15 protein-coding genes are annotated in these 17086 nt (G+C 39.3%); all 15 read left to right on the forward strand.

Annotated features, from left to right (window positions below):
* The first annotated feature begins 9 nt into the window (after positions 1–9).
* The 15 genes from I5776_RS04090 to I5776_RS04160 all read left to right on the forward strand — a co-directional run bounded on the left by I5776_RS04090 (position 10) and on the right by I5776_RS04160 (position 17052).
* Complete coding sequence (locus I5776_RS04090) at positions 10–483, forward strand: PPC domain-containing DNA-binding protein (RefSeq protein WP_202779094.1); 474 nt, start codon at positions 10–12, stop codon at positions 481–483.
* Positions 484–1965, forward strand: coding sequence for a class I adenylate-forming enzyme family protein (locus tag I5776_RS04095; RefSeq protein ID WP_202779095.1), 1482 nt, complete (start codon positions 484–486; stop codon positions 1963–1965). It begins immediately after the preceding gene.
* Positions 1962–3098, forward strand: coding sequence for a thiolase C-terminal domain-containing protein (locus I5776_RS04100; RefSeq protein ID WP_202779096.1), 1137 nt, complete (start codon positions 1962–1964; stop codon positions 3096–3098). Before I5776_RS04095 ends, I5776_RS04100 begins: the two co-directional genes overlap by 4 nt.
* Positions 3099–3103: 5 nt before the next feature.
* Entirely contained in the window at positions 3104–3412 is a 309-nt protein-coding gene (locus I5776_RS04105; protein WP_202779097.1) for a Zn-ribbon domain-containing OB-fold protein, read from the forward strand.
* Between the two features lie 384 nt (positions 3413–3796).
* On the forward strand, positions 3797–4207 hold the full coding sequence (locus tag I5776_RS04110; protein ID WP_202779098.1) for a hypothetical protein: 411 nt from the start codon (positions 3797–3799) through the stop codon (positions 4205–4207).
* A 273-nt stretch (positions 4208–4480) separates the two neighbouring features.
* Complete coding sequence (locus I5776_RS04115; RefSeq protein ID WP_202779099.1) at positions 4481–5761, forward strand: MFS transporter; 1281 nt, start codon at positions 4481–4483, stop codon at positions 5759–5761.
* Positions 5762–6556: 795 nt separating this feature from the next.
* Positions 6557–7471, forward strand: a complete 915-nt coding sequence (locus I5776_RS04120) for a patatin-like phospholipase family protein (protein ID WP_202779100.1) — start codon at positions 6557–6559, stop codon at positions 7469–7471.
* Between the two features lie 135 nt (positions 7472–7606).
* Entirely contained in the window at positions 7607–9637 is a 2031-nt protein-coding gene (locus I5776_RS04125) for a helix-turn-helix domain-containing protein (protein ID WP_202779101.1), read from the forward strand.
* A 335-nt stretch (positions 9638–9972) separates the two neighbouring features.
* Positions 9973–12132 carry an acetate--CoA ligase family protein gene (locus tag I5776_RS04130; protein ID WP_202779102.1) on the forward strand — a complete coding sequence of 720 codons (2160 nt, stop codon included), beginning with the start codon at positions 9973–9975 and terminating at the stop codon, positions 12130–12132.
* 4 nt (positions 12133–12136) lie between these two features.
* The gene (locus tag I5776_RS04135) at positions 12137–12580 is read left to right on the forward strand and encodes a MaoC family dehydratase N-terminal domain-containing protein (protein ID WP_202779103.1); all 444 of its coding nucleotides are present in this window, start codon (positions 12137–12139) and stop codon (positions 12578–12580) included.
* Between the two features lie 32 nt (positions 12581–12612).
* Positions 12613–13029: a MaoC/PaaZ C-terminal domain-containing protein gene (locus I5776_RS04140; RefSeq protein WP_202779104.1), complete on the forward strand. Its 417-nt coding sequence runs from the start codon at positions 12613–12615 to the stop codon at positions 13027–13029.
* A gap of 62 nt (positions 13030–13091) precedes the next feature.
* Positions 13092–14255 (forward strand): thiolase C-terminal domain-containing protein, encoded by a 1164-nt coding sequence (locus I5776_RS04145; RefSeq protein WP_202779105.1) that lies wholly within the window; start codon positions 13092–13094, stop codon positions 14253–14255.
* A gap of 11 nt (positions 14256–14266) precedes the next feature.
* A complete protein-coding gene (locus I5776_RS04150; protein ID WP_202779106.1) occupies positions 14267–14683 on the forward strand; it encodes a Zn-ribbon domain-containing OB-fold protein in 417 nt (138 codons plus the stop codon).
* A 35-nt stretch (positions 14684–14718) separates the two neighbouring features.
* Positions 14719–15900, forward strand: a complete 1182-nt coding sequence (locus I5776_RS04155; protein ID WP_202779107.1) for an acyl-CoA dehydrogenase family protein — start codon at positions 14719–14721, stop codon at positions 15898–15900.
* Positions 15901–15921: 21 nt separating this feature from the next.
* Positions 15922–17052 carry an acyl-CoA dehydrogenase family protein gene (locus tag I5776_RS04160; protein ID WP_202779108.1) on the forward strand — a complete coding sequence of 377 codons (1131 nt, stop codon included), beginning with the start codon at positions 15922–15924 and terminating at the stop codon, positions 17050–17052.
* Positions 17053–17086: the final 34 nt, after the last annotated feature.

Genomic DNA, 17086 nt, shown 5'->3' on the forward strand with positions numbered 1-17086 from the left:
GAAGAGAGCATGAGGCAATCACATTCTCAATATAATGAAGCAAAAGGTATTTTACTAGGAAGTCTTGCGAAGGACGATGATTTGCTATTAGGTATTTTAAGGCAATGCGAAAAAAACAATATCCGTGCGGGAGCCTTTCAGTGTATCGGCTCCTTGAAATCAGTGAATTATTGTATATTAGAAAAAGTGAACGGGGAATACACCTATACAACACCGATTAAGGAAAGTAAAACGGTAGAGCTTCTTAGTGGAAATGGCTTTATCGGTGTGAAAGAGGATGGCAGTCCAGACATACATTTTCATGGAATCTTTATCGATGAGCAGGGTAAAATTGCCGGTGGTCACTTTCTTGAAGGCGGGAACTCGGTTGCTGTTACTGTTGAGTTTTCTGTTACTGCCTCTTCTGATGCAGTAGCAATTCGAGAGCCGATTCCAGGTACAGAATTTCGGGTTTTTAATTTTTATAAAGAGGGGGAAAAGTAGATGGAAACAATCGCATCTTATGCAAAGAAAGCTTTTCTTACTTTTAAAAATAAACCGGCTGTTAAATATAAAGATATTATCCATACGTATGGAGAATTAGAAAGCAGGACATATAAAATTGTCTCATTTCTCCAAGGAAAAGGGGTTAAAAAAGGTGATCGGATAGCGATTTTAATGTCTAACCGATCTGAACATATTGAACTTGATTTGGCCTGTGCCTTTGGAGGATTTATCAAAGTTCCATTAAATTATAGACTACACCCTTCAGAACATGAATATATGATTGAGCAATCAGGTGCGATGATTCTTATCGGAGAAGAGGAATTACTCAATTGTATTTCGTTACATATCCCGAAAATAACGGTTGGCGACATGTATGAAACACTGATAAAAGAGTCGGTTCAGTCCTATCAAGAGGTAGATATTCAAGAAGATGATTATTTTGCCATTATGTACACATCCGGTACAACAGGCAAACCTAAAGGCGTCACATTATCACACCGCAATATCGTCTCAGGTGCATTGTCATTATCGTTAGCTTGTGAGATTAGCTGGAATGATGTAATTGGTCATGTTGCACCATTAACACATGGAAGTAATTTTCTCTCCCATGCTGCCTGGTTATTTGGGTTAACCCAAGTCATTTTCGATAAATTCGATCCGGAAGACTTTTTAGATGATATTTATAAGGAAAAAGTGAGCGTAATCTTTCTCGTACCAACAATTGTAAATTTACTCGTTCAAGGAAAAAACTTTGATCCGAAAAAGCTAGAGCATGTAAAAAGCATTAATATGGCCGGTTCTCCAATTGCCGCAAGTAAATTAAGCCTCGCATTGGATCAAGTTGGGGAGAAATTTGTCGAAACGTATGGTCAGGTGGAAGCTCCGATGGCGATTACAATTATGCCGCGGAAGGAACTAGGGACTCATCTTGAATCATGTGGAATGACCGGGCCGTTTGTTGAAATGAAAGTAGTGGATGAGAATGGCAATGAAGTGAAGCAAGGTGCTGTAGGAGAAGTCATTTGCAAAGGTCCATTAGTCATGCAAGGTTATTGGAATAATCCCGAAGCAACGAAGGAAACACTTCAAGATGGCTGGCTTTACACAGGTGATTTAGGATGGATAGACGACCGTGGATTCTTGCATCTTGTTGATCGGAAAAAGGAAGTAATTATTTCCGGTGGATTAAATATATATCCGAGGGAAATTGAAGAGGTGCTAAATAAACATACCTCTGTTAAGGAAACCTGTGTAATTGGACTTCCCGATGAAAAATGGGGTGAGATGGTTTCGGCATTTATTGTATTAAGGGAAGGACATACAGCGACAGAAGAGGAAATGCTGGAGCTGTGTAAACAACATTTGGGCAGCTTTAAGAAGCCGAAGCTCATTCAATTCATTGATGAATTACCAAAAAGCTCCTATGGGAAAATTTTAAAAAAGGAAATGAAAAAAATATATGGAGGTGTTCATAGTTGAAACAGGTCACTGTTATCGGAACAGGAATGACGAAATTTGGAACACTAGCCGATAAATCTCTTAAACAATTACTGCTGGAAGCTAGTTTTCAAGCATTAAAAGAAGCGAGTTTTCCAAAAATAGATGCCGTTTTTATCGGGAATTTTATGTCTGGGGCCCTTGCTAATCAAGAGATATTAGGTTCATTAATTGCTCATGACTTAGGTCTTGGACCGATTCCCACGGTAAAAATGGAAGGTGCTTGTGCAAGCGGCGGGATTGCTTTTCGACATGCCTGTGAAATGATTGAAGCGGGTATTTATGATACGGTCCTAGTAGCAGGCGGAGAAAAAATGAAACATGCCCAATCCGATGTCGTTATGCAAGCCATTAATGCAGCAATGGATACGGATAGCAATGAGAAAAAAGCAGGATTATCGTTCCCTGGATTTTTTGGTATCCTTGCTAACCGTTATTTTTATGAAACAGATGCTTCGAAAAAGCATCTGGCAATGGTTGCACTGAAAAATCGCGAATATGCTAGAAATAATCCAAATGCACAATACCGTGATCCTGCTACTTTAGAAGAAATTATGAATGCACGGATGATTACAGAACCGTTAGGATTATTTGATTGCTCACCGATAACAGATGGAGCAGCTGCTATTGTAGTTACCCGAGGGGACAAGGGGATTAGGGTTATCGCTTCTTCTCAAGCATCTGGCCCAACACAAGCCCAAGAGGTGGAGGATTTATTAACGATTAGTGCGATCAAACAATCCGGTTCGATGGCTTATGAACAAGCAGGTTTCGGACCGGAGGATATTGATGTCATCGAACTTCACGATTGTTTTTCAATGACGGAAATATTGGCGATTGAAGCATTAGGGTTAGCTGAACGTGGGGAAGGATGGAAACTGATTGAAGAAGGACAAACGAAACATGGCGGAAAGGTCCCTGTTAACACAAGTGGCGGATTGCTTTCACGAGGCCATCCAATCGGTGCAACAGGCTTAGCACAAATCTATCAAGTTGTTCAACAATTAAGAGGGACCGCTTGTAACCAAGTGGATGGAGCGAGAATCGCCCTTGCCCAAAATTTAGGTGGAACAGGATCGTACTCTACTGTCCACATTTTTACAAATGGGAGGTAAGAGAAATGAAACTATCAATCTATGTTTGTGAATCATGTGGAAAAACGAGTGTACCTGAACGATTGATCTGCCCTGCCTGCAAATCAACTGCATTTACAACAAAGGAACTCGATGGCGAGGGAAAAGTATATTCCTTCACAAAAATCAATGTCTCTTCCGTTGAATTTAAACACTTAACCCCTTATTACGTCGTCTTAGTCGATCTCCCAACCGGGGAACGGATTACCGGACGAACATCGGATGACATTCAAATCGACGATACGCTCCAATTAGTTGACGTAGACAATGGCGCGTATATTTGGGCGAAAGGGTAGGTTAGATATAGTGAAGATAAGTCGGTGTATATCTACGAAAATGATCGGGTAGCGGAATTATGGGGGAAATTTAGGGTGTTAATCTCCCAAAATGTAATGAATAAGTAATTATGGGAGAAAAGTAAGGGTTAAATCTACAAAAATATCAGATTTAAGTAAAAATGGGAGATATATAAGGTGTTAATCTCCCAAAATGTAATTGTTGAGTAAAAATGGGAGATAAGCAAAGCTTAAATCTCCCATTTTTTTGTTTTATTAAGATAAAAACCGATTGATGTATAACATTTGACACATAGCCATTAAACAGGCCATTTTTGCAAGAATAATTGAAATAGAAATTGGAAATGAATGAGGGATAGGGGTTTTTTTAGGGAGGGAAAAGAAATGTTTTCATTACGTGGAGATGCACATAAGGTTTATCTTCAATTAAAACGGAAAGGTTTAGAGCGTGCCCATTTTCTTACTGAAATTAAAGAAATTAAAGACTTCTATAATTCGATTGATACCGAAACATTAACGTTAATTTATTATCGAATGATTAAAGAGAGAAATGCCTCAGGTATCATTCCACTATTTGTCTCCTCCATTCCATGGCTTTTGTTTCTCTTCTCAACCCAATTACAGAAGTTTCTTTTCAAAGAAGGAAGTGGGTTATGGGCAATTTTTGGGGCAGTATATCTCCTCATTCTAGTCGTTTGTGTCCTTCTCCATTATCGTGAAAAGGCGTGGGCTGCCTTTCATATTGCTGTGATTGAAGGTATATTAAAGATGAGGAATGAAGAAAAAATGGAATAAATTTTTGAAATTACAGTAAAGGCTGTCTTCTAAAAGGCAGCCATTTTTTTATTGGGATTTTATTAAATATTAAAATTATACGGATAATTATAAAAATATTGAAAACTATCGATGCATAAATTATAATCACTTTGAAATATGTAACTAGAGTTTTACATAGTGAAACTAGAGGACGGGAGGTGGCTTACAGGTCGTTTAGAAAAGGATTGATAAATGTATTTATTTCCACTTTTTTTAACATTTTACGACAGTGGGTAAGGGGGAGAATGTTAGATGAAAAAAAGTCGGGTACTACTCGCAAGCTTAGTTGGTTCAGTAATTGAATGGTATGATTTTTATTTATACGGAACAGCAACCGGATTAGTTTTTACAAGTTTGTTTTTTCCGAATCATGATCCCGCTATTTCGCTACTTCTCGCATTTGTTACATTCGGTGCAGGTTACGCAGCACGACCAATTGGCAGCATATTGTTCGGTCATTTAGGCGATCGCATCGGAAGAAAGGCTGCGCTTATTTTTACCCTTGTTGGTATGGGCGGGAGTTCAATGCTTATCGGCGTTCTTCCAACTTACGAACAAGTCGGATTAATAGGTCCGATTTTACTAGTTACGTTGAGGCTAATCCAAGGAATTGCCTTAGGTGGTGAATGGGGAGGCGCTATTCTATTAGCAACAGAATATGCTCATAAAGGTGTACGTGGACTGTATGGATCAATCCCTCAATTAGGGGTTCCGATCGGATTAGTTGCAGGTTCATTTAGTCTTACCATTATAAACTACCTGACTACCGATAGTCAGTTCATTGCATGGGGATGGAGAATCCCATTTTTATTAAGTGGAGTGTTAATCGTCATTGCAATTTGGATTAGAAAAGGAATTGAAGAAACTCCAGACTTTCAACAACAAAAAGATAGCGGCGATATTGCAAGGGTGCCGATCATCGAAACCTTTCGCCATGACTGGAGAAATGTCGTACGGGCAATCGGTCTAAAAATTGGGGACGGCTATTTTAATGTTTTTATTATGTCATTTATTTTGGTTTATGCTACTACTTATTTAGGATACTCTCGTGAAACTGCCCTTGGTGCCTTAACCGTTGGATGTGCGACGATGCTGTTAACCATCCCGATTGTTGGATATTTATCAGACTTTATCGGAAGAAAGGTCATCTATGTTGGTGGATTGATCTTAATGTTCCTTTTGGCGGTACCGTATTTTTCAATGATCAATAAAGGAAGTGCTTGGCTTTACATCATGGAGGTAGTTGTGCTCGGCGTTGTCTGGGGAGCGATATTTGCTACACAGGGAACACTATTCTCGGAGCTTTTCCCAGCAAAGGTTCGCTACACGGGTTTATCCGTCGGTTATCAAGTGGCTGCCGCAATTGTTGGATTCGGTCCAATGCTCTGGACAACTATGGCTGAATCGTATGGACCATCCCCTTGGGTTTTCGGTGGTTTCATGATGGCAGGGCTAGTACTCTCATTAGTATTTTGCCTCTTTACACCAAGCGTTACAACATCCGGTCATTCGGACAAGCAAAAGACAGCTTAAGCATTTGACCCCCTTTTGTGTAAGGGGGTATTTTGGTGAATCAAGTTTCTAAGTTTATTTATGTTTACGGTAAATGGGAAAGGTGTTGGTACCATGATGAAACTAGCACTGTCCCTTCATGGTGTCTGGAAGAAGGTGATATTAAATGATGGGATAATAGACCCGTACCACTGTTCAAAATGGAAAAGAAATTAAAATTCATTATAAAGAGAGAGGGTTTATAAACAAAGTATTGAATAATGTAATAACAAACAGTTTTAAAATAAGGCTGTTTTCGCAAACCTTGTTGCTATTGACCAGTATGAAGGTGATTTCCGCTCCAGGGTGCTCGCTTTCCGCGGGGCGGGCGGTGAGCCTCCGCGGGCGCTTTCGCGTCTGCGGGGTCCCACCTGTCTAGCTCGAGCGCCTAGCCCCTCGAGGTCAAATAACCTTCGCCAATTGAAGTTAAAGAGCAAACTTCATTTGGCGAAGAACATTTGCTTGTCGGGGCTGACCAAGGCGCTTCCGCTTTTCTTACTGTCCCGCTAATCCCGCAGGAGTCTCGCACCCTTCCGCTCCAATCAGTCTTTTTTAACGGAACTTTATGTCGAAATCATTGAGAACAGAAATTCAATTCAATAGGTCGTAGTATTTAATAAATATGAAAACGCAGAGTGGATTGGAGCGGAAGGAACCTGACTCCTGCGGGACATAGAGGAAAGCAGGTTCCTGAAGCGGAAAGGAACGGTCTTTGTTCCCTAAGACAACAATCTTTACGCAAAGAGCCTAAAATAATTAGCAAAGAGGTGAAGCCGTATGCGGGCAGATGCTGTTTTTGAAGGTGGCGGTGTCAGAGGGATTGCTTTTGCTGGTGCCATCCAAGCGATGGAAGAGGCACATGTGGAATGGCAAAGGTTAGCCGGTACATCAGCGGGAGCGGTTGTAGCTGCGCTTTTAGCGAGTGGCTATAACAGTAGTGAAATTAAAACCGTAATGAGTGAATTAGATTTTTCAACTTTACGAGGAAAGACCATTCTCAATCGGATTCCGCTTGCTGGCAGTTTATTAGAGCTCATTATTCATCTTGGCATTTACAAAATTGATTATTTAGAAACATGGTTAGATGAACTCCTTTTAAAAAAAGGCATACGAACTTTTGCTGATCTTCCAGAAGGAAAATTGAAGATTATTGCATCAGATGTAACAAATGGACGAATCCTCATTTTACCTGATGATTTACATCGCTATCATATCACCCCTGCAGAATTAAAAGTATCAACAGCAGTTAAAATGAGTGCCTCACTGCCCTTTTTCTTCCGTCCAGTTAAATGGAAATCAAAAGATCAGCAAAAATCCTATATTTTAGATGGAGGTCTTCTGAGCAATTTTCCAATCTGGCTTTTCGATGTACCCAACCCACGCTTTCCAACATTCGGATTTTACTTTGTGAAAGATGAAGTAGCCATCAATCCAGTCATCCCAACACCAATCCATTTATTCAAAAATATTTTTAAAACGATGCTCCAAGCGCATGATTTAAGGTATCTGAATGCAGAAACACTTGAACGAACGATTCAAATTCCAACAGGTACAATCAGCACAACGGATTTTAAACTAACTGAGGAGGACATCGCCTTTCTCTACCAATCGGGATATGAAGCGGCTAAGAAATTCTTAACTCAGTGGGATTTTGAAAAGCATAAAAAAAATCGGATCAATGGTGTGATTTAGGAACGATTTCCGCTGTCTCTTTTTTAGAGGCAGCATTAAAGAAATGAAGGAATTCGCATAAATACATAGAATACATTACATATCATGCAGCATTTGATAGTGTAATAATTTTGAATAAATGTCTAGGAGGTCCTCATGCATAATAATCGAAATGAAATAGTTGAGACGAATTCACCGGGGCTTATTCAAACGAACAATTATATTCAGAAAGATTCACGTCAATGGTCGAACAAAATTCAATGTTTTTTAGTGATTTGTATTTATGATAAAGATCAGAAAATGAATGAAATGAATAGTATTGTAAAAAAGTATCGGGATCAAGGGAATGTTATGAGTTTCCCAGTTTTTGAGAATGTGAGCGGTTCAAAGTCTTTCGTTATTTGGGACCAAGCGTATAAGGAAAACGAACAATTATTTATAGAATTGCGGCTCGCTTCGAGAAATGAACTCATATCAAAAATCTCTGAAAAAGTGGTTTTCTATTTATTATCAAGATATGAGGAAATTTCTTCTACTCCCCATCCAATTTTACAAGACAAACGCTCATGTGCTCAAGCGATTAGAAGAATTGAGGAATTGTTAAAAAAAGATACCTTTTTAGCGGATTATTCGATTTGGGATGAATTTTGTGACTGGTTTAGAATGTATTTAATTGAATGGGTTCTTGAGGAAATTGCCTTTTCTATCGGTTTTGATGAAATGGAAAGGTTAACTGATCGAGAAATTAATCAATTATTTTATCAATATATTACAAAAAACTTAGAAGATAATATCGAGTTCCAAACGAAATTTACCCATATCGTCAATCGCTATACGAAGGAGTGGGTCAAAAAAATTATAATTGCTTTACGGTTAGAAACATGTTCAATTGACACAATTAATAAACTGCTAAATTATGAGGAAGCCCCATTACATACAAAAGAACACTTACTTAATCTTACAAAAGACTTCACGTTTAACATGGCCATCCACGATCATATTCTTGTTATGAATAATACACCGTATCATTCCGTAAGAGAAGCGATTTACAAAAAGGATTTTCAGAAACAACTTCACTCACCATGGCCAACAACTCCAATTGTAAAAGGGAATACAGAAGGGTATTTGCAAATCCGACCGCAATCGCAGACAAGGGAGCTAAATGATTCAGCATGCATTGAAAAAGTATGGATTCAAGTGCAAACCTTGTCTGATATTGATGTAGATGTATTTGACTCACTTTGCAGTATATTTTTATCAAGGGCAAGAAAGAACGATGAGTTCATCACGATTTCACTCGATGATTTGTTGACGATACGCGGGTTGAAGCACAAATTGGGCGGGGATGGTCGACGAGGTGGCTTTGATCATAAACAACGAAAGAATATTTTGAAATCGCTTTCAATAATTCAGAATCTATGGTTACATTTGGATCAGATTACCGTGTATAGCAATGGTAAACCGGAACAAACCACCCTTCAGGGACGAATCTTTTTGTTCAAAAATGATGAAGAACTTGAAAATGCGAGCTTAACGGATCGATCAATCACTTTTTCAGTGGATCCTATTTTTTCTCGTTATCTCAATGGGAAGACTCGCCAAGTCGCTCTTCTTTCCTTGCAGGCCTTGCGTTATGACCCGTACAGGCAAAATTGGGAGAAGCGATTGGCGCGCTATTTAAGCTGGCGTTGGCGTACCCAGGCACGTAAAGGAAATATTCTTCATCCTAATAAAATTAGTACACTTCTAGAATCAATCGGAAAGTCTTTGGATGACCGTTCACCCTCACGCACCCGTGAACGTTTCGAAAACGCATTAGACACATTAGTAGAGGATGGCGTTATTGTCTCCTGGCATTATGAGAAATGGGATGAATCAATTGCAAATCATAAAGGATGGTCTCGCATTTGGTTGAATTCATTGGTACTCATCGAGCCGCCAGATATTATTCTAGAACAATATCATTCTATAGAAAGAAAAACAAAATCATCTTCATTAAAGAAAAAGAACGATAATCAACTAGGAAAACAGATTAAAAGAAAAAGGAAGAGTCAACAACTTTCTTTATCTCAACTATCAGAGAAGCTTGGGATATCTGCCCCATATATTAGCGGAATTGAAAGAGGAATGAAACATCCATCTTTTAAGCTCCGCACAAAAATATTGAATTGGTTAGAAAATAATTAAGTTCGCCGAAGGGAAATAGAATGGTGTATCCAACTATTCCCTTCTTTTCTTATATTTCCCCGCAACATCGTCTCTGTTCACTACGACTAATTTGCGTTTATCTTGTTCCGTAGTCGCGATTATCGCTATCAAATGTCGTGGCTATTACGTACATAAAATTTTTCACTCAAGCAAAAAGTCCATCTATTATTACATTCTCTATACGATAAAAATTTTTTACTCACCTAATAAGGTTAATAAATTAAATAATTTTTATTTTTAGAAATAAATAGATGGTGATTGTACACTAATGTCACAGATTCTTTCTGTTACTGATTTGGAATGGGGTGAGATTTATGAGTCATGAAACATTGGATCCACTATTTAATCCAAGGTCTGTTGCGATTCTTGGTGCTTCGGGAAAAAGAAATAAGTTAGGATACTTGCAAGTGAAAGCGCTTATTGATGGAAAGTTTACTGGGACTGTTTATCCAATCAATCCAAAGACAGAAGAAATAGAAGGATTAACCTGTTATCCATCTTTACTTGATATACCGAACCCAGTCGATTTAGCAATTTTTTGTTTAAGTGCTGAGAATGTATATAAAGGTCTTGAAGACTGTGCCAAAAAAGGGGTAAAGGCTGCGATTATTTTCGCCTCAGGTTATTCGGAAACTGGAGAGGATGGGGAGCAAAAACAAAGACTTCTAACAGACTTTGCGAATAAGCACGGCATTCGTCTTATTGGACCTAATTGTGTTGGATTAGTGAATACGACAAATGGCTTGTTTGGCACATTTTCCCCTGCAATCTTAGCTGTCCCTCTTAACGAACAACGTGCAGTAGGTTATGTATCGCAAAGTGGGGCATTTGGGGTTTTGACCTATATGGCAGCAGCACAAAATGGACTTAGCTTTAATTACTTCGTGAGTGTTGGAAATGAAATGGATACAGAGTTCTCTGATGTGATAGAGTACATGATTCACGATCCTAAAACGAAAATTATTACAGGCTATTTAGAAGGAGCAAAAAATCCGCAAAAATTACGCTCTCTTGCAAAAGAAGCTCTTGATTATAATAAACCGATCGTTCTCATGAAAGCGGGTCGAAGCTCTGCGGGAAGTCGCGCGGCAGCCTCACATACAGGTTCAATGGCCGGATCGGATAAAATCTATGATTCTTTCTTTCAGCAAACTGGTATTGTTCGAGTGGATGACTATGAGGATATTATTTCTTTTTCTAAGCTCTTTTTGTCCAATAAACTACCATCTGGAAAAAACACTGTTATCATCACAAGCTCTGGTGGACGAGGAATAAATGAAGCGGATCGCTGTGAAGCCTATGGGCTGAATATCATTCCGCTAAAGGAAAAGACAACGACTGAAATTAAGCGTCATATTCCAACATTTGCAAGCGCTTCCAACCCGATTGATTTGACAGCGGCTGCTTCTGTGTCTAATCCGGAATTATTCATTGCTCCATTGCGGGCGCTTATTGAAGACCCCGACGTGGATAATATCGTATTGACTGAATTTCCATTAAATTGGACAGATGATCATCCGTTGTTACAGGAGTTCATAGAAATTAGTCGACAATCAAATAAATTTATTTTTATTACGACCTTTCCTCTCGAAGGTATGTCGATTCCAAAAGGAATTAAATCCCTTGAGAACAATGGTATTCCCGTTATTCCAGGTCATCTAAATCCAATTAAAGGATTGGCCAAACTAGTAGAATACAGTGAGCAAAATAGAAAAAACCAACGTATTTATCAATCGGAAGAACTTGACTACCTACAAAAACCTGATGTTCAGTATCTATTCACAACGAATGAGCGATTAAGTGAATCTCAGGCTTCACACATTCTAGAAAGCTATGGAATCCCGGCAGCAAACAGAAGGGTAGCAACTACTAAGGAAGAAGCAGTCCATTTTGCAAATGAAATTGGCTATCCTGTTGCCTTAAAAATTGATTCTCCTGACATTCTTCATAAAACAGAAGCAGATGCGATTCGATTGAATCTTTCAAGTGAACTTGATGTGGAGCAGGCATTTACTGAGATTTATGAAAATGCCACATCTTATAAAAAAGACGCACATATAAATGGGGTTTCTATTCAAGAAATGTTGCCAGAAGGCATTGAAATTATTATTGGCGCGACGAATGATCCTGTTTTTGGACCAGTCATCATGTTTGGATTAGGTGGGATATTTGTTGAAGTATTTCAAGATATCTCTTTCCGAGTGGCACCTTTAACCCGTTTAGATGCGATAGAAATGATTGAAGAAATCCAAGGAAATTCGATTTTAAAAGGAGCTCGAGGAAAGGCAGCTGTTAATGCCGATCAAATTGTTGATGTGTTGTTACAAGTATCAACACTCGTTATGGATAACAGCGAATGGATTGAAGAGTTAGATATCAATCCTATTATTGTTAACGAGAATGGACTAAAAGCAGCAGATGCAATGATTGTTGTGCGAAATAATATTCAACAAACAACATCGGTGAGGGGGTAACAAAATGGAACTGAAGAAAAGTCTTATTGGCCGATCAGGATCGCCTTTTGTATTTGAAGTAGAAAAAAGACATATTCGTCAATTCGCGGAAGCCATTGGCGATCCGAATCCGTTATATGTCGACGAGGAGTATGCGCGGAATACAAAATTTAGAGGGATTATCGCCCCGCCAACTTTCCCTATTGCCATTGGACAGGAAGGGGAAGGAATTGATTTACCACTTGATCAGAGACGAATGCTTCACGGAGAACAAGAATTTATTTATGAGCGTCCGATACGCCCGGGAGATAGGTTGTATTGTCAAATGAAGGTGACAGATGTGTATGAACGCGAAGGCAAGAAAGGACCAATGCAATTCATCGTCCTTGATACTGAAATGAAAGATGAAAACGGACAATTAGTCGTAATTAGTCGCACCAATATCATTTATCGAAGCATTACTTCTTAATAATCATATTGCAAGGAAGGAGGAAGGAATTGATGTTAAATTACGATGATTTACAGGAAGGACAAAAACTACAATCATTAGTAAAAAAACCCGTAACAAAAGTACAATTGGTAAAATACGCCGGAGCATCTGGAGATTTTAACCCGTTGCATACAGATGATGAGTTCGCCAAAAAGGTTGGTATGCCTGGAGTCATTGCCCATGGCATGCTTGTGATGGGTTTTCTAGGTCAATATATTGGAGAACTTGCCGGAGAAAAAGCGGAAATCTCAACCTTTCAAATGAGATTCGGTGCAATCACTCAGCCAGGCGATCAAATTACTTGTTATGCGGTTGTGAAAAATATATATGAAGAAAATAATCAAGCTTTTGCAGGGCTGGAATTAATCGCTGAAAAAGCACCGGATAAGATAGTAGGATCAGGCTATGCTGTTCTATCGTTTAAATAACCGAAAGTTAATTCTCTATAGTACCTAGGTATCAATGAATATAGAAAAAAGGAGGGTTTTTCATGGGTAATATAAAAGATCGATATGCCATTGTTGGTGTCGGAGAAAGCGAACGTTCGAAAAACTCGGGCACTACTCCATTACATTTAGCTTTAGATGCAGCCCGTGCTGCATTAAACGATGCAGGTTTAACTGCAAAGGATATAGATGGGGTTATGAATTATTCAGAAAATGATTCATGTACATCCCATCAACTTGCAACCTATTTAGGTGTTCGTCCGAAATATGTGAAAGATATTTTGGGTGGTGGAAGTAGTACAGAAATGTTGATTGCTGATGCCATTGGGTTAATTGAAACAGGCCAATTAAACACAGTGTTGATTTATCGCTCAATGAATGGCCGTTCTGGTGTCCGTATGGGTGGCGGCAATTGGGATATGAACATGTTACAGAATGTCATTGAGGGAGGAAGCTACATTATTCCTTATGGTGCAGGAGCTCCAAGTCAATGGTTTGGTCTTTTTGCCTCCCGTCATATGTACGAAACAGGTCTTACAAAAGAGCATCTTGGTCATGTATGTGTTAGTTTCTATGAACATGCCCAACGAAATCCAAAGGCTTTCTTCTACGGTAAACCTTTGACGATGGAAGAATATTTACAAACACCGGAATTAACAAGTCCCTTTAATAAACATGATTGCTGTTTAGAATCAGATGAAGCAAATGCGATAATCGTTACTTCGGCAGAAAGAGCAAAGGATTGCAAGTCAAAACCAGTGTATATTATGGGAATCTCTGCGAGACAATGTATTTCCCATGCGCATTATTGGTCCAATCTTTCGGAAGTAGCGTCTGATTATGTAGCAAAGGACATTTATCAAAAAGCGGGTGTGTCACCAGCAGATATCCAAGTAGCTTCTATTTACGATTGCTTTAGCTGGGTTGTTCTCCGTCAGCTAGAGGCGTATGGTCTTGCTCCTCGTGGTGAAGTCGGTGACTTTGTTGCCACAGGAAATTTAAAAATGGGGGGAAGGCTCCCAACGAATACAGCAGGAGGAATGTTGTCGGAAGGATATACACATGGGATGAATAATGTTCTCGAAATTGTTCGCCAAATCCGACATGAATATGGAGATACGGATCGTCAAGTAAAAAACTGTGAAATCGGAATTTGTACCGGTTGGGCGGGTCCTGATATTGCCGGTGCGATGATACTTAGAAATTAGGAGGAATTATGATGAATTTTGCAAAACCCATTCCGGTGAAAAATCAAGATAATCATCCATATTGGGATGCCGCTGATCGTCATGAACTTGTGGTACAAAAATGTCAAAGCTGCGGAGAATATGCCCATCCACCAGGTCCGAGCTGTGCGAAATGCGGAAGTAGTGAGCTTTCTTGGGAGAACTTTGGTAATGACATCAATGGAACGGTTTATTCGTTTATCGTTTCTTATCGAGCGTTTCTTCCAGGCTTTCAAGATGACCTACCTTTAATCATTGCCATTGTTGAATTGGAGGATGCACCACAAGTGAAAATTATCGGAAATATATTGGATTGCTCTCCAAAGTGCGTTGAAATTGGCATGAAAGTAAAAATGACATGGAAACAGTTATCAGATGATCGTGCCATTCCGCAATGGATTCAAGTATAGTTTTTTCAAGTAGTGGCAAAGGAGGACGAAGGAAAATGGACTTTTCATTTACAAAGCATGAGGAAGAATTTCGCCAAGAGCTAAGAACCTGGTTAGAGGAGCATTTACCTAAGGATTGGGTAATGAGTAATCAAAAGTATGTGAAGGACCCTGTTTTTTTAAGAAATTGGCAAAAGGAACTATATGAGGGAGGTTGGGGAGCAATTGCCTGGCCAGAAAAATATGGTGGCCGGAATGCCACCCTTATGGAGGAAATTATATACGAACAAGAAATGGTTCGTGCAAAAGCACCCTCACCAATTAATTATGTTGGAATCCATATGGTTGGACCGACATTAATGGACATTGGTACTGAGGAACAGAAAGAACAGTACTTACAGAAAATGCTGACGGGTGAGGAAGTTTGGTGTCAAGGATATTCAGAACCAAATGCAGGTTCAGATCTTGCAGCAATTCAAACGAGTGCGGTAAAGGATGGAGATCGTTGGATTATTAATGGTCAGAAAGTTTGGACCAGTTATGGTCATGTTGCCGATCGCTGTTTCTTATTGGCACGGACGAACCATTTTGAGAAAAAACATAAGGGGATTACCGTTTTTCTTTTAGATATGAAACAGGCAGGAGTTGAAACGCAGCCAATCATTCAAATGAATGGAGAACACGATTTTAATGAAGTGTTTTTAAAGGATGCGATTGCGTATGATGCGGACATTGTTGGCGAAGTTGATGAGGGCTGGAGAGTCACTATGGCCCTGCTAGCACATGAAAGAACGGGGATAGGAGCCCAAGTATTTACATTGGAACAGCAATTTCAAGATCTTGTTACCCTTGCAAAAGAGAGGGAAGACCATGGTCAGCCATTAATAAAAAACCCATTCATTCGCAAAAATATGATTGATTTATATGCGCGTTCACGTGGTTCCCTATTAAACTATTATCGGAATTTAACGAAAACATTAAAGAATGGTTATCCTGGACCTGAAGGATCGATGGATAAATTAATCGTTAGTGAAATCACGAAAGATTTGTTTGCCCAATCAATCTCTATGCAAGGACATCAGGGAATCCTTTCGGAAGATGTTGACGGGGAACATTCATACTGGTCCAATAACTATCTCTATTCCTTTGGTCAAACTATTGGTGGAGGAACAAGTGAAATTCAACGGAATACTATTGGTGAAAGAATACTAGGATTACCTAAGGACTTAAGACGCTAGGTTAATGGAGGTGGAAGGAAAATGGATTTTGCTTTAAATCAAGAACAGGAATTGTTTAGGGGATATGTACGCAAATATCTAGAAAGTAAGGGGCTAACGAAAATTGCTAGAGATTATATGGTGGATCAGGGTGAATCATTTCCGGCAATTCATACGGGATTAGCAGAGCTTGGCTGTTCAAGCATTAATATTTCGGAGTGCTACGGTGGAATGGAGCTGGGTGCACTAGATTTAGTTCCTGTCCTTGAAGAAATTGGGCGAGCCCTGCTACCTGGTTTATTTTTGGAAACAAATACATTAGTTGTCCCTCTTCTGGAACAATTTGGAACAGAGGAACAGAAAGCAAGCTACTTACCGGACATTGCTGAAGGAAAAAGTACCTTCACCTTTGCTTGGCTTGAACATGATTACAACTATCAGCCTTCTGGAATCAAGCTTAAAGCACATCAAGAAAAGAACAGTATCATCATAGATGGTGTGAAAACATTAGTTCCAGAAGCTCAGATAGCCGATTATTTCGTTGTTGTCGCTCGAACAGGTAAAGAAGAAAAGGACATCTCCTTAGTAATTGTTGATCGTTCCCAATCCAATATGACAATTCGGCCACAAAAAACGATTGATGAAGCGCGCTGCTTGTCAGAAGTGACGTTTAATCATCTTGAAGTACCACCAACACAAATACTTGGACCAATAAATGGAGGGTGGACTATTCTTCAAGAAGGTCTTTTATCCTTCAATGCCGCTCTTTCAACAATAATGGTTGGAAGCACAGATAAAATTGTCGAGATGGCAGTAGAATATGCAAATATTCGTGAGCAATTCGGTCAACCGATTGGTCGATTTCAAGCGGTTAAACATAAAATCGTGGATATGAAAGTGGACCTGGAAACAGCACGCTCTCTTGCCTACTATGCCAATTGGGCTTTAGAAAATAAGACAGATGATCGCGTCCAAGCAATTACGATTGCCCGTATATTTGCTACAGATGCCTTTATACGTGCTGCATCCAACAATATTCAGATTCACGGTGGGATTGGATTTACTGAAGAAGTGGATTGCCATCTTTATCTTAAACGAGCACGATTTTATGAAAATTATTTAGGAAGTACTCAACAATATTATGAACAGGCAGCCACTGCACTCGGATGGTGAAAATGACTGTGAAAGGATGATTTTTATTGAAAAC

The sequence above is a fragment of the Heyndrickxia vini genome (assembly GCF_016772275.1).
Classification (GTDB): domain Bacteria; phylum Bacillota; class Bacilli; order Bacillales; family Bacillaceae_C; genus Heyndrickxia; species Heyndrickxia vini.

Bases quoted from the DNA above. Each gene is read 5' to 3' on its own strand.
- I5776_RS04090 (WP_202779094.1), top strand. From the start codon at position 10: ATGAGGCAATCACATTCTCAATATAATGAAGCAAAAGGTATTTTACTA.
- I5776_RS04095 (WP_202779095.1), top strand. From the start codon at position 484: ATGGAAACAATCGCATCTTATGCAAAGAAAGCTTTTCTTACTTTTAAA.
- I5776_RS04105 (WP_202779097.1), top strand. From the start codon at position 3,104: ATGAAACTATCAATCTATGTTTGTGAATCATGTGGAAAAACGAGTGTA.
- I5776_RS04110 (WP_202779098.1), top strand. From the start codon at position 3,797: ATGTTTTCATTACGTGGAGATGCACATAAGGTTTATCTTCAATTAAAA.
- I5776_RS04115 (WP_202779099.1), top strand. From the start codon at position 4,481: ATGAAAAAAAGTCGGGTACTACTCGCAAGCTTAGTTGGTTCAGTAATT.
- I5776_RS04120 (WP_202779100.1), top strand. From the start codon at position 6,557: ATGCGGGCAGATGCTGTTTTTGAAGGTGGCGGTGTCAGAGGGATTGCT.
- I5776_RS04125 (WP_202779101.1), top strand. From the start codon at position 7,607: ATGCATAATAATCGAAATGAAATAGTTGAGACGAATTCACCGGGGCTT.
- I5776_RS04130 (WP_202779102.1), top strand. From the start codon at position 9,973: ATGAGTCATGAAACATTGGATCCACTATTTAATCCAAGGTCTGTTGCG.
- I5776_RS04135 (WP_202779103.1), top strand. From the start codon at position 12,137: ATGGAACTGAAGAAAAGTCTTATTGGCCGATCAGGATCGCCTTTTGTA.
- I5776_RS04140 (WP_202779104.1), top strand. From the start codon at position 12,613: ATGTTAAATTACGATGATTTACAGGAAGGACAAAAACTACAATCATTA.
- I5776_RS04145 (WP_202779105.1), top strand. From the start codon at position 13,092: ATGGGTAATATAAAAGATCGATATGCCATTGTTGGTGTCGGAGAAAGC.
- I5776_RS04150 (WP_202779106.1), top strand. From the start codon at position 14,267: ATGAATTTTGCAAAACCCATTCCGGTGAAAAATCAAGATAATCATCCA.
- I5776_RS04155 (WP_202779107.1), top strand. From the start codon at position 14,719: ATGGACTTTTCATTTACAAAGCATGAGGAAGAATTTCGCCAAGAGCTA.
- I5776_RS04160 (WP_202779108.1), top strand. From the start codon at position 15,922: ATGGATTTTGCTTTAAATCAAGAACAGGAATTGTTTAGGGGATATGTA.